The 24,937-nt window shown below is 61.0% G+C and carries 20 protein-coding genes; 4 read left to right on the forward strand and 16 right to left on the reverse strand.

Going from position 1 to position 24,937, the window contains the following annotated elements:
* Positions 1 to 127 precede the first annotated feature (127 nt).
* From dsbD to L4G42_RS17430, 4 genes are all read left to right on the forward strand, one after another.
* Entirely contained in the window at positions 128 to 1,915 is a 1,788-nt protein-coding gene (dsbD, locus tag L4G42_RS17415) for a protein-disulfide reductase DsbD (protein ID WP_237253674.1), read from the forward strand.
* Positions 1,915 to 2,787 carry a TlpA family protein disulfide reductase gene (locus tag L4G42_RS17420; RefSeq protein ID WP_237253579.1) on the forward strand — a complete coding sequence of 291 codons (873 nt, stop codon included), beginning with the start codon at positions 1,915 to 1,917 and terminating at the stop codon, positions 2,785 to 2,787. Before dsbD ends, L4G42_RS17420 begins: the two co-directional genes overlap by 1 nt.
* 11 nt (positions 2,788 to 2,798) lie before the next feature.
* Entirely contained in the window at positions 2,799 to 3,566 is a 768-nt protein-coding gene (dsbG, locus tag L4G42_RS17425; RefSeq protein WP_237253580.1) for a thiol:disulfide interchange protein DsbG, read from the forward strand.
* Between the two features lie 149 nt (positions 3,567 to 3,715).
* Entirely contained in the window at positions 3,716 to 4,279 is a 564-nt protein-coding gene (locus L4G42_RS17430) for a TetR/AcrR family transcriptional regulator (protein ID WP_237253581.1), read from the forward strand.
* A 61-nt stretch (positions 4,280 to 4,340) separates the two neighbouring features.
* Here the strand turns inward: L4G42_RS17430 and fabF are convergent, their stop codons facing one another.
* The 16 genes from fabF to gyrA form a co-directional block, all read right to left on the reverse strand.
* Positions 4,341 to 5,615: a beta-ketoacyl-ACP synthase II gene (gene fabF / locus L4G42_RS17435; RefSeq protein ID WP_237259912.1), complete on the reverse strand. Its 1,275-nt coding sequence runs from the start codon at positions 5,613 to 5,615 to the stop codon at positions 4,341 to 4,343.
* Positions 5,616 to 5,655: 40 nt separating this feature from the next.
* The gene (locus L4G42_RS17440; RefSeq protein ID WP_237253583.1) at positions 5,656 to 6,459 is read right to left on the reverse strand and encodes an SDR family NAD(P)-dependent oxidoreductase; all 804 of its coding nucleotides are present in this window, start codon (positions 6,457 to 6,459) and stop codon (positions 5,656 to 5,658) included.
* Between the two features lie 169 nt (positions 6,460 to 6,628).
* A complete protein-coding gene (locus L4G42_RS17445; RefSeq protein WP_237253584.1) occupies positions 6,629 to 6,973 on the reverse strand; it encodes a ComEA family DNA-binding protein in 345 nt (114 codons plus the stop codon).
* Between the two features lie 197 nt (positions 6,974 to 7,170).
* Positions 7,171 to 9,165, reverse strand: coding sequence for a polysaccharide biosynthesis protein (locus tag L4G42_RS17450; RefSeq protein ID WP_237259911.1), 1,995 nt, complete (start codon positions 9,163 to 9,165; stop codon positions 7,171 to 7,173).
* Positions 9,166 to 9,275: 110 nt separating this feature from the next.
* A complete protein-coding gene (locus tag L4G42_RS17455) occupies positions 9,276 to 10,292 on the reverse strand; it encodes an MraY family glycosyltransferase (protein ID WP_237253587.1) in 1,017 nt (338 codons plus the stop codon).
* Positions 10,289 to 11,257: a UDP-glucose 4-epimerase family protein gene (locus L4G42_RS17460; protein WP_237253592.1), complete on the reverse strand. Its 969-nt coding sequence runs from the start codon at positions 11,255 to 11,257 to the stop codon at positions 10,289 to 10,291. Before L4G42_RS17460 ends, L4G42_RS17455 begins: the two co-directional genes overlap by 4 nt.
* 123 nt (positions 11,258 to 11,380) lie before the next feature.
* A complete protein-coding gene (locus L4G42_RS17465) occupies positions 11,381 to 12,754 on the reverse strand; it encodes a phosphohexomutase domain-containing protein (protein WP_237253594.1) in 1,374 nt (457 codons plus the stop codon).
* A 196-nt stretch (positions 12,755 to 12,950) separates the two neighbouring features.
* Positions 12,951 to 13,190 (reverse strand): lipopolysaccharide assembly protein LapA domain-containing protein, encoded by a 240-nt coding sequence (locus L4G42_RS17470; protein ID WP_237253595.1) that lies wholly within the window; start codon positions 13,188 to 13,190, stop codon positions 12,951 to 12,953.
* A gap of 17 nt (positions 13,191 to 13,207) precedes the next feature.
* The gene (gene ihfB / locus L4G42_RS17475; protein ID WP_037011901.1) at positions 13,208 to 13,507 is read right to left on the reverse strand and encodes an integration host factor subunit beta; all 300 of its coding nucleotides are present in this window, start codon (positions 13,505 to 13,507) and stop codon (positions 13,208 to 13,210) included.
* 202 nt (positions 13,508 to 13,709) lie between these two features.
* Complete coding sequence (gene rpsA, locus L4G42_RS17480; RefSeq protein ID WP_065992985.1) at positions 13,710 to 15,401, reverse strand: 30S ribosomal protein S1; 1,692 nt, start codon at positions 15,399 to 15,401, stop codon at positions 13,710 to 13,712.
* 121 nt (positions 15,402 to 15,522) lie between these two features.
* Positions 15,523 to 16,212 carry a (d)CMP kinase gene (gene cmk / locus L4G42_RS17485; protein ID WP_065992981.1) on the reverse strand — a complete coding sequence of 230 codons (690 nt, stop codon included), beginning with the start codon at positions 16,210 to 16,212 and terminating at the stop codon, positions 15,523 to 15,525.
* Positions 16,209 to 18,416 (reverse strand): bifunctional prephenate dehydrogenase/3-phosphoshikimate 1-carboxyvinyltransferase, encoded by a 2,208-nt coding sequence (locus tag L4G42_RS17490; protein ID WP_237259921.1) that lies wholly within the window; start codon positions 18,414 to 18,416, stop codon positions 16,209 to 16,211. The genes cmk and L4G42_RS17490 overlap by 4 nt, the downstream gene beginning before the upstream one ends.
* A gap of 28 nt (positions 18,417 to 18,444) precedes the next feature.
* Positions 18,445 to 19,557 carry a histidinol-phosphate transaminase gene (gene hisC / locus L4G42_RS17495; RefSeq protein WP_237253599.1) on the reverse strand — a complete coding sequence of 371 codons (1,113 nt, stop codon included), beginning with the start codon at positions 19,555 to 19,557 and terminating at the stop codon, positions 18,445 to 18,447.
* A 54-nt stretch (positions 19,558 to 19,611) separates the two neighbouring features.
* The gene (gene pheA, locus L4G42_RS17500; protein ID WP_237253601.1) at positions 19,612 to 20,706 is read right to left on the reverse strand and encodes a prephenate dehydratase; all 1,095 of its coding nucleotides are present in this window, start codon (positions 20,704 to 20,706) and stop codon (positions 19,612 to 19,614) included.
* Complete coding sequence (gene serC, locus L4G42_RS17505) at positions 20,706 to 21,791, reverse strand: 3-phosphoserine/phosphohydroxythreonine transaminase (RefSeq protein ID WP_237259910.1); 1,086 nt, start codon at positions 21,789 to 21,791, stop codon at positions 20,706 to 20,708. The genes pheA and serC overlap by 1 nt, the downstream gene beginning before the upstream one ends.
* Before the next feature lie 257 nt (positions 21,792 to 22,048).
* Positions 22,049 to 24,859, reverse strand: a complete 2,811-nt coding sequence (gyrA, locus tag L4G42_RS17510; RefSeq protein WP_237253604.1) for a DNA gyrase subunit A — start codon at positions 24,857 to 24,859, stop codon at positions 22,049 to 22,051.
* Positions 24,860 to 24,937: the final 78 nt, after the last annotated feature.

The raw sequence follows: 24,937 nt of genomic DNA on the forward strand, positions 1-24,937 counted from the left end.
AGCGCAGAGGGATTAACGGCGGATTATGCACGAGCCGCCGCAGACACGACGCGCCCCCATAGCGTTAATCGACTGTTAATCGCCACTGCGCACGCTTCGCCCCATTCATAAGGATTGGAAGGTGAGCATGCGTAAGGTGTGGTTGATGATTCTGATGCTGATCCCGTTGCTGGCGCAGGCGTTGCCCGGTGGTGACACTTTCCCGGCCAGGAGCGGCCCTTCACTCTTCAGCGAGAAGCCGGATTTTCTGCCGGCCAATAAAGCATTTATCTTCACCTCGGAACAGCTGGAGTCCGGCGAAACCCGCCTGTACTGGCAGATTGCGGACGGTTATTACCTGTATCAACAACGGCTCAAGTTCGAAGGGCTGAGCCAGGAACAGCAGCCCGTCCTGCCGACGGGCGAGGACCATCACGACGAGTATTTCGGCCAGCAGCAGGTCTATCGGCAAGCCCTCGAACTCACGATCCCGGCCTCGGCCAGCGGTCAGATCAAAGTGAGCTGGCAGGGCTGTGCCGATGCCGGGTTGTGTTATCCCCCGCAAAGCCAGCGTGTAGATGTGGGCAGCGGCGCGACGCAGCAGGCCGGCACTGAAAAAGGAAATGAAGTCGGCGATCAGGCTGAGGACCAAGCGTTGGCGAGTGGCCTGGCGCAACGTTCTCTGGCCCTGAGCCTGGCCGCTTTTTTCGGGCTGGGGCTGCTGCTGGCGTTCACGCCCTGCTCACTGCCAATGCTGCCGATCCTTGCTGGCATGGTGGTCGGCAGCGGCGCTAAACCCTCACGCGGTTTTGCGCTGGCCAGCATTTACGTGCTGAGCATGGCGCTGATTTACGCCGGGCTGGGTGTGGTCGCCGCGCTGTTGGGCAGCAACCTGCAATCGACCCTGCAACAACCCTGGCTGCTGGGCAGTTTCGCGGCCTTGTTCGTGTTGCTTGCGCTGCCGATGTTTGGCTTCTTCGAGCTGCAATTGCCCGGCTTCCTGCGCGACCGCCTGGAGAACGCCGGGCGTCAGCGCCGTGGTGGAAGTCTGTTGGGCGCAGCTGGGCTCGGTGCGCTGTCCGGATTGATGATCGGCCCGTGCATGACCGCGCCACTGGCGGGCGCGCTGCTGTATATCGCCCAGAGTGGCAATGCGCTGCACGGCGCGCTGGTGTTGTTCGTCATGGGGCTGGGCATGGGCCTGCCGTTGTTGCTGCTGGTCACGGTCGGCACGCGTTTCCTGCCAAAACCGGGGGCCTGGATGAACCTGGTCAAGGGCCTCTTCGGCTTCCTGTTACTGGGCACGGCGTTGATCATGATTAGACCGCTGCTCGCCGACGTGCTGTGGCTGGCGTTGTTCGGCGCGCTGCTAATCATGTTCGCCTACAGCGCCATCGTGCAGACCCGGTCGCTGCAACGCGCCTTACTCCTCTGCGCCCCCATTGGTCTGGTCGTGGGCCTGTGGGGCGTGATGATGGTGGTCGGCGCGGCGGCGGGCGGCGACGATCCCTGGCAGCCGCTCAAGGTCTACAGCGGTTCAAAGTCGGCCACCGCTCGCGAGGCCCACGCCGCGTTCACCACGATCAAGGACCCGCAGGCCATGGACCGGGAACTCGCTGCCGCCAAAGACGCCGGGCAGTGGGTGCTGGTCGACTACTACGCTGACTGGTGCGTGTCCTGCAAGATCATGGAAAAGACTGTGTTCGCCAACGCTGAAGCCCTGCAGGCATTGAACGGCGTGCGCCTGCTGCGCCTCGATGTCACGGCCGACAACGACGCCAGCCGCGCGCTGCTCGGTCGTTTCAACGTACTGGGCCCGCCGACCCTGGTGTGGATCGCGCCGGACGGCAGCGAAAGACGCGACCGGCGTATCACCGGTGAAGTCGACCTCGAGGGCTTTTTACAGCACTGGCAAACCACCCGGGGGCGTGGCTGATGCTGAGTTTTTCCGTGGGGCCGTTCGCCCTGTCGCTCAATCATCTGCTGCTGCTCGTTGCCCTCGCGCTGGCGACGTTGGTCGGCTGGATCAGTGGCCGCAAGCAGCGGATCAACCCGGAACGCGCCGTCTTCGGCCTGTTCATGTTCGGCCTGCTGGTGGCACGTCTGGCGTTCGTCGCCCGCTACTGGCCGCAATATGAAAGCGACCTGCTGCGCATCGTCGACATCCGCGACGGCGGCTTCAGTGCCTGGCTCGGTGTCATCGCCGCTGTGGCCGGTGCCGCCGTCATTGCGTGGCGGCGGCCGTTGCAGCGCAGGCCACTGGGATGGGGCGTCGCCAGCGGATTGCTGTTCTGGTGGCTGAGTAGTCTGGCGGTCGAAAGCGTTCGTCAGGATGTCCCGCTGCCGGATCTGGCCCTGCGCAATGGCGCCGGCGAGCGCGTGCAATTGCGCGATTACGCGGGCCGCAAACTGGTGATCAACCTGTGGGCGACGTGGTGCCCGCCGTGCCGGCGGGAAATGCCCGTACTGCAAGCCGCGCAAAAGGCCAATCCCGACGTCGTGTTTCTGTTCGTCAATCAGGGAGAAAGCCCACGTGAAGTGGCGACCTTTCTCAGCAGCCAGGGTCTGCAACTGGACAACGTGCTGTTCGATAACAGCGGCGAACTGGGCCGCCGCGCCGGCTCAGCCGCTTTGCCCACCACGCTGTTTTACGGCGTGAACGGCCGTCAACTGGACGGGCATCTGGGCGAGCTGTCCGCCGCCAGCCTTAAACATTACCTGGACGGTTTCAGCCAGCCGCCGAACCCTTCTTCTCCGCCTTCTTCACAGCCTTCTTCACAGCCTTCTTCACAGCCTTCTTCACAGTAAGGGATCACCCCATGAACTTCATGCGCCATGCGCTCATCGCCACCGCCGTTTCGCTCAGCCTGCCAGGCGCACTGGTCCACGCTGAGGACCTGCCCGCCCCGATCAAGGCGCTGGAAGCCAAGGGCGCAACCATCAAAGGCAGCTTTGACGCGCCGGGCGGGCTCAAGGGATACGCCGCCGAGTACCAGAATCAAGGCATGGCGCTTTACCTGACCCCTGACGGCAAGTATGTGCTGGCCGGCAATCTGTTTAATGAAAAAGGCGAAGACCTGAGCACCGCCCCCCTGCAGAAACTGGTCTATGGGCCGATGGCCGAGGCGATGTGGAGCCGCATGGAAAACAGCACCTGGATCGCCGACGGCGCCAAGACTGCGCCGAAAGTCATTTATCTGTTCAGCGACGCCAACTGCCCGTACTGCAACCTGTTCTGGGAGCAGGCGCGGCCCTGGGTGAAATCCGGCAAAGTGCAATTGCGCCACATCATGGTCGGCGTGATCCGCGAGGACAGCGCCGCCAAAGCCGCGAGCCTGCTGGCCGACGCGAACCCGGAAGTGGCCTTGCAGAACCACGAGCAGGCGGGCAAAGGCAGCACGCTGAAGGCCATGCAGAACATCCCCAATGATATCCAGGCAAAACTCGACGCCAACATGAAACTGATGGAAGACATGGGCCTGTCCGCCACACCGTCGATTTTCTACAAGGACGAGGCCGGACACCTTCAGCAGCAACAAGGCGCACCCAGGCCCGAGGCGCTGGCGAAAATGATGGGTCCGAAATAGCAAAGGTTCTGCCGTCATAGCCGGCCGGCGGTGGATGCAGCTCTCTGACCAGTGGCGGCACGCGTTACAACGTGGGTACTGCGCCGGCGTGTCATACGTGTAAAAATGTCGACCACCATTTCAAGAGCCACAGTCGGGAGGCTCGCTCCATGCGTTACGCCGAAGATCACAAAGCCCAGACCCACCAGCGCATCCTTCAGGAAGCCGCCGCGCGCTTTCGCCGTGACGGCATCGGCGCCACCGGTTTGCAGCCGTTGATGAAGGCATTGGGCCTGACCCACGGTGGTTTTTATGCCCACTTCAACTCCAAGGACGACCTGGTCGAGAAATCCCTGCGCTGCGCCGTCGACCAGCTGCACGCCTCTCGCGCCGAGAAACTGGCCGAAGACAGCTCGACCCAGGCGTTCATCGACATGTACCTGTCGACCGTCCATCGCGATCACCCGGAAAAGGGCTGCCCGTTGCCGACCATGGCGTCCGAGCTGGGCCAGCGCGGGCAACCGAGCGAGATTACCGACGAGTTGATCAACCGCATGCTGGCGACCCTCGAGGCAGGAATGCCGGCCAATGGACAAAGCAGCGACAAGAGCGTGATGCTCATGTCCAGCCTCGTTGGGGCAATGGTGCTGGCGCGCAGTGCAAAAGATCCGGCGCTGGCCGAGCGAATCCTGGAGACCACCCGCGATCAGCTCAAGCAACTGATCGAAGGCTGACGCTCAACTTCCCTGCCCTGTTCGTAGCAGGGAAGCGTCCCGCTTATTTCAGCGATGCCAATCAGGAATGCCAGCGACGAAACAGCACGCTGGCGTTCACACCCCCGAAGCCAAAACCGTTCGACAGTGCGTACTCGATGTTCATTGGGCGCGCCTTGCCGTGGACGATGTCGATGCCTGCCGCCGCCTCATCGGGGTTCTCCAGATTGAGCGTCATCGGCGCGATCTGATCGCGGATCGCCAATGCCGTAAAGATCGCCTCGATGCCGCCTGCCGCGCCGAGCAAGTGCCCGGTGGCTGATTTGGTCGACGTCACGGCAACACCATTCTGGTCACCGAACACCGTTTTGATCGCCGCCATTTCGCCCTTGTCGCCCACCGGGGTGGACGTGGCATGGGCGTTGACGTGCTGCACGTCGGCAGGCTGGATGCCGGCCTGCCGGATCGCTGCCTGCATTGCTCGACGCGCGCCACTGCCATCTTCCGGCCCGGCCGTCAGGTGATAGGCGTCCGCGCTGGTGCCGTAACCGACCAGTTCGACGATGGGCGTTGCACCGCGGGCGAGTGCATGTTCCAGGGTTTCGATGACGATGATCCCCGCGCCCTCACCCATGACGAAGCCGTCGCGGTCGCGGTCGAAGGGCCGTGAGGCACGCTCCGGCGTGTCGTTGAAACCATTGGAGAGCGCCCGCGCGGCAGCAAAGCCACCCAGGGCGACGCGATCGATACAGGCTTCGGCGCCACCGCAGATGGCCACGTCCGCTTCCCCGTTGCGAATCAGCCGCGCGGCATCGCCGATCGCCTGAACGCCCGCCGCACACGCCGTCACCGGCGCGCCCAGCGGGCCTTTGAAACCATGCTGGATCGACACATGCCCGGCCGCCAGATTGACCAGAAACGAAGGAATGGTGAACGGCGACAAGCGCCGCGGCCCGCGGGTGTCAGTGATGCGCACGGCCTCGGCGATGGCACCAAAACCACCTACGCCGGCGCCGATGATGGTCGCAGTGCGCTCGCGTTCCTCTTCAGTGGACGGCGCCCAGCCTGCCTGCTTGACCGCCTGTCGCGCAGCGCCCAACGCAAACAGGATAAAGCGGTCCATCTTCTTCTGCTCTTTGGGCGGCGCGGCAGCGTCAGCATCGAACCCGGCTTCAGGGTCTTGCTCCAGGGTCGGCACCGGGCCGCCGACTTTGCCTGCCAGATCAGCCACCGTCTGCTCAGGCAACTGCACAATGCCGGAGCGGCCTTCCAGCAATCGCTTCCATACCGCTTCGACGCCGGTGCCCAATGGCGTCACCAGCCCCATACCCGTCACTACGATGCGGCGCTCGCTCATGGGTTCACCTTTTCCTCATTTTTGGCAGTCGCCGGCACCGTTACGCGCCAGCCGTTTTGTAACGTTGCGCCGCGTGCTGCAGCGACAGATTCGGCCCCAGCGCCAGGCGTGCCTGGGTCAAGGCCTGCCAGTCAGCGGCATCCGGCAGCGATGGAATGGTGATCAGCTCTTTCTGGTCAAACCCGGCCAGCGCGGCGTCGACCATTTCGTTGACGTCCATGACCATTTCCGGCGGGAAGGCGTTGATGTCCAGACCTGCGCGCTCCCAGATTTCAGTGCGGGTCGCGCCGGGCAGCACGGCCTGAACCTGCACGCCCTTTTCGCTCATCTCGGCGGCCAGTGACTGGGTCAGGCTCAGCACATAAGCCTTGCTGGCGGCGTACACCGCGTTGAAGCGCTCCGGCAGCAGTGGCACAACGGACGCGATATTGACGATCGCCCCGGTGCCGCGCGCCGCAAAACCGGCCGCTGCGGCTGATGCCAGATGGGTCAGCGCCACGATATTGAGTTGGATCAGGCGGTCCACTTCGCCCAGATCCGATTCGGCGAGGGACGTGCTCAGTGCAACCCCGGCGTTGTTCACCAGCAGCGTGATCGATGCGTCCGAGCGCAAACGCTGCTCGAGGACGCTGACGTCGGTGGGCTGGGTCAGGTCGGCTTTCACCACCTCGACATTGATCGAATGTTTCGCTCGCAAATCCGTCGCCAGCGCTTCCAGTCGGGCCTGGTCACGGGCCACCAGTAGAAGATCGAATCCGCGCTGTGCCAGGCGGTCCGCGTAGGTGAAGCCAATGCCCGACGACGCGCCGGTGATAACAGCTTTGCCTTGAGTCTGAGTAGTCATGAAGGTTCTCCGTGGGAAAGTGAGCGTAGCTGCGGAGGTATATTACGCCCGTAATTTAAAAAATAATATGTCAGTCGACATTTTTCTATTCGGTGCGTAAGGGGTGGGCCTTGAATTATCGCAGGCATAAAAAAGACCGATCAGGGATCGGCCTTGGGCTCATAGAGTTTCAGTCAATCGACAGCTTGTCGCGGTTTTTGTCCAGCAGCGCCTTGCCGATGCCCTTCACTTCGATCAACTCGTCCACGGCCGTGAAACCGCCGTGTTCTTCACGGTAAGCGACGATGGCGTTGGCCTTCGCGGCGCCAATGCCGGACAGTTCTTTCTGAAGGGTTTCCGCACTGGCGGCGTTGAGATTGACCTTGGATCCCTGCACGCCCGCCGGCGCGGAAATAGCAGGTTTAGTGGCGTCCGCCGGGGCGGCGACAGGGGCGGCAGACGTCGCGGCAGTCACGGCGAGGGACGTACTGGCCAGCAGCGCGAAGATCAGGGAGGAGAGATAAGAATTACGCATGAGTCATGCTCCATGGGCATCGTAAGTGGAAGCAGCATTCCTGAGCTGCTTCCCAAACCTAGCCGATGGCGGCAGTGCGTCAACGCAAGGATCGGTGACGGGATATGTACCGACGCGCAGGCCCTGTGCATACGGGCTTCGCGCCCGTTTCAGCCTCCATTTCGCTGCGTAAGAAAAGGTTTCCGGGGCGCGTGCGCTCAGGGTTCCCGACGACGCTGCTGATGAATCCAGTCGACGATATCGCCCTCTGGCGCATATCCGCTGACCGTGTCCCCAAGGATCTGCCGAACGCGTGTGTAATCATCGTCGTCAAGCGCCTTGAGCAGCTGCGAGAGGCTCTGCTTGAAGACGTCCCACGCCAGAAAGTCTTCCTGCGCGCTCATGATCATCGGGTGGCGAGTCGCGGCCACGTTGTTGCCGATCAGCAGCTCCTCGTAGAGCTTCTCGCCAGGCCGCAGCCCGGTGAATTCGATGGCGATGTCACCCTGCGGGTTGTGTTCGGAGCGAATGCTCAGGCCCGACAGATGCACCATCTTCTCGGCCAGCTCGATGATGCGTACCGGCTCGCCCATGTCGAGCACGAACACGTCGCCGCCCTGCCCCATGGAACCAGCCTGAATCACCAACTGCGCCGCTTCCGGGATGGTCATGAAGTAGCGGGTGATTTTCGGGTGCGTGACCGTCAGCGGCCCACCGGATTTGATCTGCTGATGGAACAGCGGGATCACCGAGCCGGACGACCCCAGCACGTTGCCGAATCGCACCATGATGAACCGTGTCTTGTTGACCTGATGCACATTGGAGCGGTCGCCGAACATCACCGGCGCGGTTTCCCGGCTCAGTGCCTGCAACGTCAGCTCGGCCAGGCGCTTGGTGCTGCCCATCACATTGGTCGGGCGCACGGCCTTGTCGGTGGAGATCAACACGAAGTTCGCAACGCCCGCCTGCAGCGCGGCCTGGGCGGCATTCAGCGTACCGACCACATTGTTGAGCACGCCCTCGGCGATGTTGTGCTCGACCATCGGCACATGCTTGTAGGCCGCCGCGTGGTAGACGGTGTTGACCTGCCAGGTCTTCATCACGTCCAGCAGCTTGGAGTGATTGCGGATCGAACCGAGAATCGGCAGGACTTTGATCTTGAGCGATTCGCGGGCAACCCGACGCTCCAGCTCGGTGAGGATGGTGTACAGGTTGAATTCACTGTGATCGAGCAGCAACAGCGTGGTCGGCTTCAGCAGCAGGATCTGCCGGCACAGTTCCGAACCGATCGACCCCCCTGCCCCGGTCACCAACACGCACTGATTCTTGATGCAGTGCTCGAGCAATTCTTCCTGCGCAGGCACAGCGTCGCGCCCGAGCAGGTCAGCGATGTCGACTTCCTGGAGATCGTCGACCTTCACCCGCCCCGCCGCCAGATCGGAAAAATTCGGGACGCTGCGAACGTGCAGCGGGAAGCCTTCGAGAAACCCGAGGATTTCCCTGCGCCGGGCGCGGGCGGAAGACGGGACCGCCAGCAGAATTTCCTGCGCACCCGTGACGTTGATCATCTGCTGAATGTGCTTGGGTTTATAGACCTGCAGCCCGGAAATGACCCGATTGGAGATCGAATCGTCGTCATCGATGAATGCCACCGGACGCATCGACCGACCCATGCGCAACGCAGCAACCAATTGATTACCCGCCGCTCCAGCGCCGTAAATGGCCACTTTGGGCAGACCATCGTCCCGGGTCGCAAAAGGTACATGGCGAACGGCGGAAAACCAGTCCCCCAGGAAATACTGACGCATGGCCAGGCGCAGGCCGCCAATCATGACCATGCTCAACCACCAGTAATTGAACATCACTGATCGCGGCACCACATGCTGGTGGTTGCTGTAGAGGTAGACGATGAACCCGAGAATAAGGGCCGACAGGCTGACAGCCTTGATGATCGCGATCAGGGCGTCGTTGCCGAAATAGCGCATGACGGCGCGGTACATGCCGAAACGAATGAACAAGGGTATCGCCACCACGGGCGCGCTTGCGAAGAGCCAGGTATGGATTTCCAGGGGATTGATGAGTTCATCGATGCCCAGACGGACGACGAACGCCATCCACAACGCGAACCAGATCAGACAGACGTCTGCGGCCACCTGCATGATCCGCTTGTGCCGGCGAGGCAGCGCCAGCAGCGAAGTGCGAATTTTTTCCATCTTCCCCTCAAGCACGCGTTCAAACTCCTTTCAGTCGACCCCTGCACCGGCCATTGATTCCTGCTCCCCCGGGGGAATCGGATCAACAGCGCCAGCAGCAATGTCCACGCTCAGCTTTTTTCAAGCGTCCCTGCCTTGAAGATGACTGCAAGGGCAAGCAGTGGAGCGTAAGCAATGATCACGCCGAGTGCGCCGTCCAGCCCGAAACGGGTGACACACACAGCGACCGGCAACAGCCAGCACAGATTGATTACACCGACTGCGGACGTCACCGGAAGGTGCTTGCCAAAACGCCGCGAGGCGAATTGATAAGCGTGACTTCTGTGAGCCTCATAGACCTTGTCGCCCCGAACGAGCCGACGGATGAGGGTTACTGTAGCGTCTACGATGAAAACCCCGAGGAGAATAAGCCATACCCACAAGAACTGCGAGGAAATCCACGCGCCCTGCAGTGACAGACAACCGAGCATGATGCCCAGAAATCCGCTGCCGGCGTCGCCCATGAAGATCTTCGCCGGGGGGAAATTCCAGAACAGAAAGCCCGCCACTGCGCACGCCAGCAGGACCGGCAGCCACACCAGATTGGCATAACCGCTCAACATGTAGATGATTGCCGCGCCGACGCAGACACAGATCGCCTCTACGCTGGCAATGCCGTCGATGCCGTCCATGAAGTTGTACAGATTGAGCAGCCATACCAGGTAGAACGCCGCCAGCACGTTAACGATCAGGCCCGGGGCAAGGGTCAGGCCGAACACATTGATCGCCGGAAGGCCACCCAGCCAGACCAACGCCCACGCCGCGGCGAAGAAATGCCCCAGCAGACGCCATCGCGCGGCGATGTGGCCGTGATCGTCGAGAAACCCCAGCGCCGCGATCAATGCCCCCGCGCCGAACAGGGCCAGGAACGGATCGCGCCCCATCAGCCCGGCAGAGAGCATCCAGACCAGCGCGACCAGATAACTGATGACAATCGCCACACCGCCGCCCCGTGGCGTGGGAATCGTATGGGAGCTTCTGCCGTTGGGAACATCAAGCAGGCTCTTGTGCAAGGCATATCGTCGCAATACATGCGTCAGCGCGAACGAAAACACCACAACAGCCACCGCGACCCACCAATAATTCATGCTCGATCCGTAACCAGAAAATGCTCGACGGTCTTCTTCAGGCCGTCCTCTACCGACACCGGGGGCTGCCACTGCAACCGCTCGCGGTTTTTGCTGATGTCCACCCGCAGCGAACCCAGCACCCGCTCGGCCGCCGATTTGCGACCCAAAAGCGTGGCGCCGAGCATGATAAGGGACTCGGGGACGGGAATGAGCCAACCCGATGCAGCCATCTGCGCCTTGAGACGGCTGGCCAGTTCGGTGGTCGACAGGTCCCGGCCATCACTGACCAGAAAGACCTCGTTCGCGGCGGCAGGATGATCGATGCAGACACGGATCAGGTCGATCAGGTTATCCAGCGAGACCAGGCTACGCGCATTGTTCACCGCACCGAGCGGCAGCGGCACGCCTTTGCGCAACGTGCGCATCAATTGCAGGAAGTTGGCTTTGACGCCGGGGCCGTAAACCAGCACCGGGCGGATGATCACCACTTCCATTGCAGAGGTCTTGGCCAGCGCCAGAAGCCCCTGTTCTGCTTCGTGCTTGGAGATGGCGTAGGGATCGCTCGGATTGGGAGCGTCGTCCGGACGAAAGCATTCGCCCTGTGCGGTGGACTCACCGTTGACCTTGATCGTGCTGATCAAGATGAAACGCCGGACGCCTGCTGCGGCGGCCTGCTCAGCCAGATTCAGCGTGCCGAGGGTGTTGACCTCCCGGTACAGCGAAAGCGGATCGGCTGCGGTGTCGTGCATGACATGCACCCGCGCTGCGGCATGAATGACCGTGTCGACGTCGTGCAGAACCGCCTGCCATGGGGTGTCGGCATTTAGACCGGCAACGGTGGCCGTCGTGACGGTTGGAGAAGAATTGGGCGTCGACCGTCTGCTGACCGCGACAATGTGCGCGTCAGGCAGGTGTGCAAGGTGGTCAACCAGCGCTGTTCCCAAAAATCCCGAACTCCCTGTCACCAGGATTTTTCTGGTCATATCCAATCCATGTACATAAGAATTCCCCGTCAGTCATGACGGCCGCTGCGAGGCAGCGGCGCCATTGTAGACGATTGGCTCACGGCCCCGCCATTCAGTCAGCAGGACCGCGCGCCAAGTGCATCACTTACCGTTGATCAGCGCTTCGATCTCTTTGACCTTGGCTTCTACAAGGGCTGGATCACGACGGCTCTCGACGTTCAGACGCAGCAAAGGCTCAGTGTTCGACCCGCGCAGGTTGAAGCGCCATTCGGCGAACTCAAGGCTGATGCCGTCGGTTCTGTCGATGTTCGAGCAAGACGGCGTGTAGTGCTCCAGGATCTTGGCGATGATGGATTTGACGTCTTCGACCTTGTAGTTGATTTCGCCGCTGCACGGGTAGGCCGCCATGCGCTCATCAACCAGTTGCGAGAACTTCTTGCCGGACACGGACATCAGCGCGGCGACCAACAGCCACGGGATCATGCCGCTGTCGCAGTAGGCAAAATCGCGGAAGTAGTGGTGAGCACTCATTTCGCCGCCATACACGGCGTCTTCCAGGCGCATGCGCTCCTTGATGAACGCGTGACCGGTTTTGCACAGCACCGGCGTACCGCCTGCCTGCTTGACCTGATCGATGGTGTTCCAGGTCAGGCGCGGGTCGTGAATGATTTTCGAGCCCGGGTGTTGCTTCAGCAGCATTTCGGCCAGCAGGCCCACTAGGTAGTAGCCCTCAACGAAACGGCCCTGCTCGTCAAAGAAGAAGCAGCGGTCGAAATCGCCGTCCCACGCCAGACCCAGGTCGCAACCGTGCTTGAGCAGCGCGTCGCGGGTAATGCTCCGGTTTTCTGGCAGCAGCGGGTTCGGTACGCCGTTGGGGAAGTTGCCATCCGGTTCAGCGTTGATGATCACCCACTCGAACGGCAGCTGGGAGCGAATCGCGTCCAGTGCAGGACCAACAGCGCCATTACCCGGGTCCGCGAGGATCTTCAGTGGACGAAGATCGGCGTCTTTGACGTAGGTCAGCAGGTGCTGAATGTAGGCAGTCTTGTCCGGCTTGGACTGAACGCTACCGTGCTGAGCGGCAACCTGACCGAAATCGCCCGCATCGACGCGCTGGCGAATGGCATCAAGGCCGGTGTCACCGCTGATGGGACGGGACGATTTCTGGACCAGCTTCATGCCGTTATAACCCTTCGGGTTATGACTGGCCGTGACCATCACGCCACCGTCTGCTTCGTAGTGGCTGGTGGCGAAATAGACTTCTTCGGTGCCGCACAGGCCGATGTCGATGACATCCGCGCCGGCTTCCCGAATGCCTTTGATCAACGCTTGAGCCAAGGCCGGGCTTTCAAGACGCATGTCTCGGCCCACCACAATATGTTTGGCACCCAGTTCTACAACCATGGACCGCCCTATGCGGTATGCGATGTCATCGTCCAGGTCATTGGGCACTTGGCCACGAATATCGTAGGCCTTGAAGCAGCGAGTCTGAAGAGCGGGATAGTCGGAATTCATGTGTAAAAACCTATGCGACGAAAAAACCCGAAGGTTCCTCTGTTCAGTAGAAGCAGCTCGAATGACGAACTGCACGCAACCCTCGCGCCTGAAAGCTTGAGGCGTGGGTTAGGCATTGAAAAAGGAGATTAGTTATAAGTGCGCTTGTAATTATCTTCAACGCAAGCGTTGAGGTGTCTGGCGCGCGGGGATTCTATCAGGGCAAACGTGACGCCTTGGGTTTCCTGCGCAGACGCGCGACTGAAACCAGCAGCGGACCCATCAGCATGCCCACCAGCAGCGCAAAGATCACCGGCACGGCAACAGGCAGCTCGGGCGCATTCCAGCCAAAGAATGCCAGCGCGACGGCCTGCTGGTTTTCCAGCACAAATACGACAATCGCCGCTGCGATCAACAGGGCGATAACCAGAAAGATCAGACGCTTCACATTACGCATGAGAACTCCTTAAAGAGCTATTGGAGCTCATGCTCCTCTTCTTCGTTCACCCGGTCGCGGAGCTCTTTGCCTGGCTTGAAGTGAGGGACGAACTTGCCGTCCAGGCTGACAGACTGACCTGTCTTTGGATTACGGCCTACGCGAGGCGCGCGATAGTGGAGGGAGAAGCTGCCGAAGCCGCGTATTTCAATACGGTCGCCCGTCGCAAGGCACTGCGACATCTGCTCAAGCATGGTCTTGATGGCCAGCTCCACATCTTTGGATGAGAGCAGTCCTTGATGGGTGACAATTCGTTCGATCAACTCCGACTTCGTCATATTTTTCCCTTCTTTTTCAAGCAGCTAGGTAAAGCGCTTTGAAGGTTTTAGCATGACCAGAAGGATTTGAACAGAGTATGTCCAGACTTAAATGAGCCGAGCTTGAAGATCGTCAACAGGGCATTGGCCGAACGCGCCGCAAAAACACCCGCCCACAAAAAAGGGCGACCGAAGTCGCCCTTTTTCAATGGTCAGACAGAACTCAGTTCTGTTTTTCCATTTGAGCACGCAGCAGGTCGCCCAGAGTGGTAGGACCAGTGCTTTCAGCGGTTTCAGGCTTGCTACGCAGGCTCTGAATCGCTTCTTTCTCGTCTTCAACGTCTTTCGACTTGATGGACAAGCTGATCACGCGGCTCTTGCGGTCAACGCTGATGATCTTGGCTTCGATCTCTTCGCCTTCCTTCAGAACGTTACGCGCGTCTTCAACGCGGTCACGGCTGATTTCGGAGGCTTTGAGGGTCGCTTCGATGTCGTCGGCCAGAGTGATGATGGCGCCTTTGGCGTCAACTTCTTTAACGATACCGCGAACGATAGCGCCTTTGTCATTGACAGTGACGTACTCGGAGAACGGATCGCTTTCCAGCTGCTTGATACCCAGCGAGATGCGCTCACGCTCTGGATCAACCGACAGGATCACGGTGTCAAGCTCGTCACCCTTCTTGAAACGACGTACGGCTTCTTCGCCCACTTCGTTCCAGGAGATGTCGGACAGGTGAACCAGGCCGTCGATGCCGCCGTCCAGACCAATGAAGATACCGAAATCGGTGATCGACTTGATGGTGCCGGAGATCTTGTCGCCCTTGTTGAACTGGCCAGAGAAATCTTCCCACGGGTTAGATTTGCACTGTTTGATGCCGAGGGAGATACGACGACGCTCTTCGTCGATGTCCAGAACCATGACTTCCACTTCGTCGCCAACCTGTACGACTTTTGACGGGTGGATGTTCTTGTTGGTCCAGTCCATTTCGGAAACGTGCACCAGGCCTTCCACGCCTTCTTCCAGCTCTGCGAAGCAGCCGTAGTCGGTCAGGTTGGTAACACGCGCGGTAACGCGAGTGCCTTCCGGGTAACGAGCCTTGATAGCAACCCATGGATCTTCACCCAGTTGCTTCAGACCCAGGGAAACACGATTGCGCTCGCGATCGTACTTCAGGACCTTTACATCGATCTCATCGCCAACGTTGACGATTTCCGATGGATGCTTGATACGCTTCCAGGCCATGTCGGTGATGTGCAGCAGGCCATCGACGCCACCCAGATCGACGAATGCGCCGTAATCGGTGAGGTTCTTGACGATACCCTTGACCTGTTGGCCTTCCTGCAGCGATTCCAGCAGAGCTTCGCGCTCGGCGCTGTTTTCGGCTTCCAGGACACTGCGACGGGAAACGACAACGTTGTTGCGCTTCTGGTCCAGCTTGATGACCTTGAATTCCAGCTCTTTGCCTTCCAGGTGCGTGGTGTCGCGCACTGGACGGACGTCAACCAGAGAACCTGGCAGGAACGCACGGATGCCGTTAACGTCGACTGTGAAGCCGCCTTTAACCTTACCGTTGATAACGCCCTTGACCACTTCCTCAGCTGCGAAAGCCGCTTCCAGAACGATCCAGCACTCAGCACGCTTGGCTTTTTCGCGGGACAGCTTGGTTTCGCCAAAGCCGTCTTCGACCGCGTCCAGCGCAACGTGGACTTCATCGCCGATCTTGATGGTCAGCTCGCCAGCATCGTTGTGGAACTGCTCCAGCGGGATGAGGCCTTCGGACTTCAGTCCAGCGTGAACGGTGACCCAACCAGCCTGGTAATCGATATCGACGATGATCGCGGTGATGATCGAACCGGCCTGAAGGTTAAGAGTCTTTAGGCTTTCTTCGAAAAGTTCAGCAAAGCTTTCGCTCATTTTAATTCCTGTTGATAAGGGCGAAGAATACGCCCATCTGCCACGCTCCAGACAACGTGGGTTTCGTTCATATGAAAGAAAGCCTGCGGGACTATGACTGGTCTCCCACATGGCTTTCTGGTCATCCGGCGAGATCGCGGAGTGCAACTTCACTCAGGATGCGTTCAAGCACCTGCTCGATGGACAATTCGGTGGAATCCAGCTGAATGGCGTCATGCGCCGGCTTGAGCGGTGCTACCGCTCGCTGGGTGTCGCGCTCGTCGCGGACACGGATCTCATCTAGCAGACTCGGCAGACTAACATCGTCACCCTTGGCCTTCAACTGCAAATATCGCCGACGGGCACGCTCGTCGACGCTGGCCGTCAGAAAAATCTTCAGCGGCGCGCCGGGAAAGACCACCGTGCCCATGTCGCGGCCGTCGGCGATCAGGCCCGGAAACTCCTGAAAAGCCCGCTGGCGCTGCAGCAATGCTTCGCGAACAGCCGGCAACGACGCCACCTGCGACGCGCCACTGCCGACGTGCTCATTGCGGATGGCTGACGTCACGTCTTCCCCTTCCAGGATAATCCGCTGACCGTGGTCGTCGGTCGCTGCCATGAACTGCACGTCCAGATGCGCAGCCAGCAACTTCAATGCTTCTTCATTGGTCAGGTCGACGCCATGGTTGACGGCGGCGAAGGCCAGCAGCCGATACAGCGCGCCGGAATCCAGCAGGGACCAGCCCAGACGTTTGGCCAGCTTGCCGGCCACCGTGCCCTTCCCGGAACCGCTGGGTCCGTCGATCGTAATGACCGGAGCTTGAACTTTCACGATTGCCCCTCTTGCGTTACACGAATACCCACCTGAGCACACAGCGTCAGGAAACTGGGAAATGAAGTCGCCACATTGGCGCAGTCCCGGATGTGGATCGGGCTGGCCGCACGCAGCGACGCGATACTGAATGCCATGGCGATGCGGTGATCACCCTGCGCATTGATTTCACCACCGCCGACGGTTCCACCATCAATAATGATGCCATCTGCGGTCGATTCAACGTTTATGCCGAGCGTCGCCAGACCGTCGGCCATGGCGCGAAGGCGGTCGGATTCCTTGACGCGCCACGCCTGGGCGCCCTGAAGCACTGTCCGCCCCTCAGCGCACGCGGCGGCAATGAAGAGCGCCGGAAACTCGTCGATTGCCAGCGGCACCAGCGCCTGGGGGATGTCGATACCCCTGAGGCGCGCAGGGCGCACGTGCAGATCAGCCACCGGCTCACCGCCCGCATCGCGCGGGTTGTGCAGCGTGATGTCCGCGCCCATCAGACGCAGAATATCGATAACGCCCGAGCGCGTCGGGTTGACACCCACACCTTCGAGGATTAAATCGGAGCCCTCGGCGATGGACGCTGCAACCAGGAAGAACGCCGCCGAGGAAATATCGGCCGGCACTTCGATGCGTGCGGCCTTGAGCTCAACCCCTGACTGCAGCGCCACTGTCGCGTCATGAGCGGAAACCGAATGACCGAACCCTTGCAGCATGCGCTCGGTGTGGTCCCGGGTCGGCGCTGGCTCATGCACCATCGTTGTGCCATTTGCGTAAAGACCGGCGAGCAACAGCGCGGATTTCACCTGAGCGCTGGGCAACGGCATGTCGTAGCGGATGGCCTGAAGACCCTGCCCGCCGCGAAGGGTCAGCGGCGGCCTGCCGTCTTCTGCGGTTTCGATCACGGCGCCCATCTGGCGCAATGGCTCGACGACACGGGTCATCGAGCGCCGGGACAACGAGGCATCGCCGGTCAGCACGCTGTCGAATCGCTGCGCGGCCAGCAGGCCACAGAGCAGGCGCATCGACGTGCCCGAGTTACCCAGATAAAGCGGCCCCGGCGCCGGTTGAAGCCCGTTGAGGCCGACGCCATGAATGGTCAGGCGACCGTGGTGCGGCCCTTCGATGACCACGCCCATGTCGCGGAATGCCTGCAACGTCGCCAGCGCGTCCTCACTTTCGAGAAAACCTTCGACGACGCTGGTGCCCCGGGCCAGGGACCCGAGCATGATGGCGCGGTGGGAGATCGACTTGTCACCCGGCACGCGAACCCGCCCCCGGACAACGCCACCCGGCTGGGCAATAAAGATGAGGTCGGCGCCTGAGGTTTTTTCAACGTAGGCACGACGGGCGAGGATCTTGCCGAAATGCTCCCGGGCGACACGGGCCCGGGTGAACACACCGAGCAATTGGTGGCCATCGCCCGCGTCCACGGCGTCGCGCAGCGCATCAAGGTCGCTGCGGAAGGTGTCGAGGGTGCGCAGCACTGCCTCGCGGTTCGCCAGGAAGATGTCATGCCACATCACCGGATCACTGCCGGCGATGCGCGTGAAGTCGCGGAAGCCGCCCGCCGCATAGCGGAAGATGTCGAGGTTTTCGTTGCGCTTGGCCAGCGAATCCACCAGACCGAACGCCAGGAGGTGCGGCAGATGACTGGTCGCCGCCAGCACTTCATCGTGGCGCTCGACCTGCATATGCTCGACGTCCGCGCCCAATGCCGACCAGAGACGGTCGACCAGCGCCAGCGCCGAAGGATCGGTTTCGGCGAGCGGTGTGAGGATGACTTTGTGCCGCTTGAACAGCTCGGCGTTGGAGGCTTCCACCCCGCTCTGCTCGGAGCCGGCAATCGGGTGGCCGGGCACGAAGCGCGCCGGCATCACGCCGAATGCTTCGCGCGCGGCGCGGACCACGTTACCTTTGGCGCTGCCGACATCAGTCAGCACGGCATTGCCCAGCTCCAGTTTCGCCAGGACGCCGAGGAGCTTTTCCATGGCCAGGATCGGCACGGCCAACTGAATGACGTCAGCCCCCACGCAGGCGGCAGCGAGATTGTCTTCACAGCGATCGACAACGCCCAGTTCCACGGCCAGCGCGCGGGATTGCGGGTCGAGATCGACGCCCACGACTTCACGGCACAGGCCACTTTCCCTCAAGCCTTTGGCGAACGACCCTCCGATCAATCCGAGACCGACCACCACCAGGCGGCCGATCACAGGCGCAGCGGGTTGCAGCGACGTGACATCAACCACGCGCCAGAACCTTGCTCAACGCCTCGAGAAAACGACTGTTCTCGCCTGGCAGACCGATGCTCACCCGCAGGTGATCGGGCATGCCGTAACCGCCGATCGGGCGAACGATCACGCCTTCGCGCAGCAACCCTTGGTAAACCGGAGCTGCCTCGCGGCCCAGGTCAACGGCGATGAAGTTGGCTTTGGAGGGAATCCAGCTCAGGCCCATCTGACCAAGCCCTTCCTCCAGTTGCTGCATGCCGGCTTCATTGAGCTGACGGCTTTGCGCAACATAGTCAACGTCGTCCAGCGCGGCGCAGGCGGCGGCCAGCGCGAGGCTGTTGACGTTGAACGGCTGACGCACGCGGTTCAGCACGTCGGCCACGACCGGCGAGGACAACGCATAGCCGACGCGCAACGACGCCAGGCCATAGGCCTTGGAGAACGTCCGCGACACCAGCAGGTTTGGATAGGCACTCAGAAAGTTAAGCCCGTCAGGCAGTTCGGCGCCCTCGGCATATTCAATGTAGGCCTCGTCCAGGACGACCAGCACGTCCTTGGGCACCTGCGCGAGGAAGTCAGCCAAGGCGCTCGGCCCGAACCAGGTCCCGGTGGGGTTGTTCGGGTTGGCGATGAAGACGACCCGGGTGTTGCTGTCTATGGCGGCGAGCATGGCCGGCAGGTCGTGACCCCAATCCTTCGCCCTGGCGACATGAGCGGTGGCGCCCACGGCCTGGGTGACGATCGGATAGATCGCGAACGCGTGTTCGCTGAACACCGCATTGAGCCCCGGCGCCAGATAGGCACGGGCGACGATTTCCAGAATGTCGTTGGAGCCGTTGCCCAGCGTCACTTGCTCGGGCTGCACGCCACAGGCTTGCGACAACCGCTGCTTGAGCTCGAAACCGTTGCCGTCGGGGTAGCGGGTCAACTCCGCCAGTGCGTCTCTGATCGCCTGCAACGCCTTGGGACTGGCGCCCATGGGGTTTTCGTTGCTCGCCAGCTTGATGATGCGCGCCGGATCAATATCCAGTTCACGCGCCAGTTCGTCCACCGGTTTGCCGGGAACGTAAGGCGATAGTTTTTGCACGCCGGGCTGTGCCAGCGCGAGGAAGTCGCCGCTCATGTACCGCTTTACCTCTTCAGTGAAACCCGTAGGGCTGCAAGTCCGCACGCAGGATCAAAGCACTGCCTTCGGATAGGAACCCAACACCTTGAGTGCCACGGCTTCCTGGCTGATCTGCTCGAGAACGGCCTTGATCAGCGGGTCGCGGTGGTGGCCAACGAAATCGATGAAGAACACGTAGGTCCATTTACCGCTTCGCGAGGGACGCGTCTCGATGCGCGTCAGGTCGATGCCGTTTTCGTGGAATGGCACCAGCAGTTCATGCAGCGCGCCCGGCTTGTTGCTCATCGACACGATGATCGACGTCTTGTCGTCGCCGGTCGGAGGCACTTCCTGATTGCCGATCATGAGGAAACGCGTGGAGTTGTCCGGACGGTCTTCGATCTTCTCGGCAATCCGCGTCAGGCCATAAAGGCCCGCCGCCATATCACCGGCGATCGCCGCCGAATTCCACTCGCCCTTGACCCGCTTGGCCGCCTCGGCATTGCTGGCGACAGCGACGCGCTCGACGTTCGGGTAGTGCGCGTCCAGCCACTTGCGGCATTGCGCCAGGGACTGGGCGTGGGAGTAGATACGGCTGATGCTGTCGGTCTTGGTGTTCTCGCCCACCAGCAGATGATGGTGAATGCGCAGCTCGACTTCGCCGCAGATGACCATGTCATGCTCAAGGAAGCTGTCCAGGGTGTGGTTGACCGCACCCTCGGTGGAGTTCTCTACCGGGACGACGCCGAAGTTCACCGCACCGGCGGCCACTTCACGGAACACTTCATCGATCGCCGCCATGGGCTTGCTGATCACCGCGTGGCCGAAATGCTTCAGCGCGGCAGCTTGGGTGAACGTGCCTTCAGGGCCGAGATAAGCGACCTTGAGCGGCTGCTCCAGCGCCAGGCACGAGGACATGATTTCGCGAAACAGCCGGGCCATCTCTTCGTTGCTCAACGGGCCACGGTTACGCTCCATGACACGCTTGAGCACCGCCGCTTCACGCTCAGGCCGGTAAAACACCGGCACCTCGCCAGCTGGCAGTTCGGCCATTTTGACCCGCGCGACTTCCTGGGCGCAGCGGGCGCGCTCGCTGATCAGTTCCAGGACCTTTTCGTCCAGGCTGTCAATGCGGACCCGCAGTGCCTTGAGCTCTTGTTCAGACATTAGCCGTGTTCCTTCTCGAACTCTGCCATGTACGCGGTCAGGGCGTTGACCGCACTGAGGTCGATGGCATTGTAGATGGACGCGCGCATGCCACCCACCGAACGGTGACCCTTCAGGTTCAGCAGATTGCGCGCTTCGGCACCCGCGAGGAACGGCTTGTCCAGGCGATCATCGGCCAGACGAAACGGCACGTTCATCCACGAGCGATCGGACGGGTTGATCGGGTTGCTGTACAGGCCGCTGGCGTCGATGAAGTCGTACAGCGTGCGCTGCTTGAGTTCATTGCGCTTGGCCATGGCTTCTACGCCGCCCTGCTCTTTCAGCCATTCGAAGACCAGACCGGACAGGTACCAGGCCAGCGTTGGCGGCGTGTTGTACATCGAACCGTTGTCGGCGGCGACCTTGTAATTGAGCATCGTGGGGCAGAGCGCGCGTGCGTGACCCAGCAGGTCTTCGCGAATGATCGCCACGACAATGCCGCTCGGGCCGATGTTCTTCTGGGCGCCGGCGAAGATCATGCCGAAACGCGAGACGTCGACAGGGCGCGAGAGGATGTCCGAAGACATATCGGCGACCAGCGGCACGTCGCCGGTTTCCGGAATCCAGTTGAATTGCAGACCGCCAATGGTCTCGTTGGGCACGTAATGAACGTAGGCAGCGTCTTTGGACAGCTTCCACTCGTTCTGACCGGGGATGGCGAAGTAATCGTTCGGCTTGGAGCTGGCGGCGACATTGATGTTGCCGTAGCGGGAGGCTTCTTCAATGGCTTTCTGCGACCAGATACCGGTGTCGATGTAGTCGGCCGTGCCGTTTTCCGGCAGCAGGTTCAGCGGAACCTGAGCGAATTGCTGGCTGCCGCCACCTTGAAGAAACAGCACTTTGTAATTAGAGGGGACGGACAGCAGATCGCGAAAATCCTGCTCCGCTTTGGTGGCGATGGAGACGAACTCGTCGCTGCGATGGCTCATTTCCATGACGGACAGGCCTTTTCCATGCCAGTCCAGGAGTTCGGCCTGGGCGCGCAGCAGAACAGCTTCAGGGAGCGCGGCAGGACCTGCGCAGAAGTTAAAGGCTCGCTTGCTCATATCCACTCTCGTCGTGTCACTGAATTAATTTGGAACGGGTGAAATGCGGGGAAGTGCAGAACAGAGACTGCATTGTGTCAGAAGAGCCGCATCGCGACCGTCGTAACCTCCGATTGCTCCTACAACGTTACGTACTCGGTCACTGAGATCGACTATAGGAGCTATCGGAGGTTACGACGGTCGCGAAAGCGATCTGCATGACAGCATGCGTCCAATGATTCTAAGGAGGGGGCCGAATCATCAGCCCCCTTTCAGCGTTACTCCTGCGGCTCTTCTTCGTCAGCTGCGGAATCCGCTTGCACATCGTCAGCGGACTCGTCGGTGTCGACGGCGCCAGTCACGTCGCCATCCTTCTCTTCACCTTCGAGAGTTTCTCCCTCGAACGCTTCGCCTTCCAGCTCCTCGCCCTCGACTTCCGATGGCTCCTGAACGCGCTCCAGACCGACCAGTTTCTCGTCCTTGGCCAGTTTGATCAGGGTCACGCCCTGAGTGTTACGGCCCAGACTCGAGACTTCGCCAACACGGGTACGCACCAGCGTGCCTTGGTCGGAAATCAGCATGATTTCCTCGCCTTCCTGCACCTGAACCGCGCCGACCAGACGGCCGTTACGCTCGTTGCTGACCATGGCGATGACGCCCTGACCGCCACGTTTGTACTCAGGGAATTCGGTGATCGCGGTGCGCTTGCCGTAGCCACGCTCGGAAGCGGTGAGGATCTGGCTGCCCTGCTCCGGGATCAGCATGGAAATCAGCTTCTGACCTTCCGGCAGACGCATGCCGCGGACACCGCGAGCCGTACGGCCCATGGCGCGCACTTCGGATTCCTTGAAGCGGGTGACCTTGCCGCCGTCGGAGAACAGCATGATTTCCTGCTCGCCATCGGTAACGGCAGCCGAAATCAGGATATCGCCTTCGTCCAGTTCCAGCGCGATCAGGCCGACGCTGCGTTGACGACTGAACGCCACCAGCGGGGTCTTCTTGACGGTACCGTTGGCGGTCGACATGAAGATGAACGGCGCCTTCTTCTTGTCGGCGGCCTTGATGCGCGCCTTGCGCTCTTCTTCGGTCTCGTTGCTGTTTTCGAGGTCTTCGGCGTCGGCTTCCACGCCTTCGGCTTCTTCTTCGTCAGCGCGCTTGCGCATGGCTTCGAGGTCGACCGGCAACATGGTGGTGATGTATTCGCCTTCGCTGAGCGGCAACAGGTTGACCAGCGGACGACCACGGGCAGCGCGGGACGCTTCCGGGATCTCGTAGGTCTTGAGCCAGTACACCTTGCCTTTGCTGGAGAACATCAGCAGCGTGGTGTGGCTGTTGGCGACCAGCAGGTGAGCGATGTAGTCCTCATCCTTGACGCCGGTGGCCGACTTGCCTTTGCCGCCGCGACGCTGGGCCTGATAAACGGCCAGCGGTTGAGTCTTGGCATAGCCACCGTGGGAGATGGTCACGACGCGCTCTTCTTCGGGGATCATGTCGCCGAGGGTCAGGTCCAGGCGCGCATCGAGGATCTCGGTGCGACGCACATCGCCGTATTCGGCGCGGATCAGCTCGAGCTCTTCGCGGATGACTTCCATCAAGCGCGTGGCGCTGTTGAGGATACGCAGCAGCTCGCCGATCTGAGTCAGGATTTCCTGGTACTCGGTCAGAAGCTTTTCGTGCTCCAGACCGGTCAGGCGGTGCAGACGCAGCTCGAGGATCGCCTGAGCCTGCTCCGGCGACAGGAAATACTTGCCGTCACGCATGCCGTACTGAGGATCGAGGTTTTCCGGGCGGGACGATTCGGCACCTGCGCGCTCGACCATCTCGACCACGGCGCTGGATTCCCACGGCGTGCTGATCAGGCCTTCCTTGGCTTCGGCCGGAGTAGGCGAGGCTTTGATGAGGGCGATGACCGGGTCGATGTTCGACAGGGCAACGGCCTGACCTTCGAGGATATGGCCACGCTCGCGGGCCTTGCGCAGTTCGAACACGGTGCGACGGGTGACCACTTCGCGACGGTGACGAATGAAGGCTTCCAGCAAGTCCTTGAGGTTCAGGATGCGTGGGCGGCCGTCGATCAGCGCAACGATGTTGATACCGAAGACGCTTTGCAGCTGGGTCTGGGCGTAGAGGTTGTTGAGGATGACCTCAGGCACTTCGCCGCGACGCAACTCGATGACCACGCGCATGCCGTCCTTGTCGGACTCGTCGCGCAGTTCGGTGATGCCTTCAAGCTTCTTCTCTTTGACCAGCTCGGCGATCTTCTCGATCAGACGCGCCTTGTTCAGCTGGTACGGCAGTTCGGTGATGACGATCTGCTGGCGACCACCGACCTTGTCGATGTCTTCGACCATGGAGCGGGCGCGCATGTAGATGCGGCCACGGCCGGTCTTGTACGCTTCGACGATGCCGGCACGACCATTGATGATCGCGGCGGTGGGGAAATCGGGGCCGGGAATGTACTGCATCAACTCGTCGACGGTGAGGTCGCCGTTGTCGATGAGCGCCAGGCAGCCGTCGATGACTTCACCGAGGTTGTGCGGCGGGATGTTGGTCGCCATGCCCACGGCGATGCCGCTTGAGCCGTTGACCAGCAGGTTGGGAATACGGGTCGGCATGACCGCAGGAATCTGTTCGGTGCCGTCGTAGTTCGGCACCCAGTCCACGGTTTCCTTGTGCAGGTCGGCCAGCAGCTCGTGGGCCAGCTTGGTCATGCGCACTTCGGTGTATCGCATGGCGGCGGCGTTGTCGCCGTCCACCGAACCGAAGTTGCCCTGGCCGTCTACCAGCAGGTAGCGCAGGGAAAAGGGTTGGGCCATACGAACGATGGTGTCGTAGACCGCAGTGTCGCCATGCGGGTGGTACTTACCGATAACGTCACCGACCACACGGGCGGATTTCTTGTACGGCTTGTTCCAGTCGTTACCCAGTTCGCTCATTGCGAACAGTACCCGCCGGTGCACGGGCTTCAAGCCGTCGCGCGCATCGGGCAGAGCTCGTCCGACGATGACGCTCATCGCGTAGTCGAGGTAGGACTGCTTCAGCTCGTCTTCGATATTGACCGGGAGGATTTCTTTGGCCAGTTCGCCCATGAGAAGCCTGATTCCTTTTTCTGGTGAAACCTTGCTCAGCCATCCGGGATGAACAAGGCTTGCCGCTGCCGACGATTG

This window comes from Pseudomonas petrae, assembly GCF_021728295.1.
In the GTDB taxonomy this organism is placed as follows: Bacteria; Pseudomonadota; Gammaproteobacteria; order Pseudomonadales; family Pseudomonadaceae; genus Aquipseudomonas; species Aquipseudomonas petrae.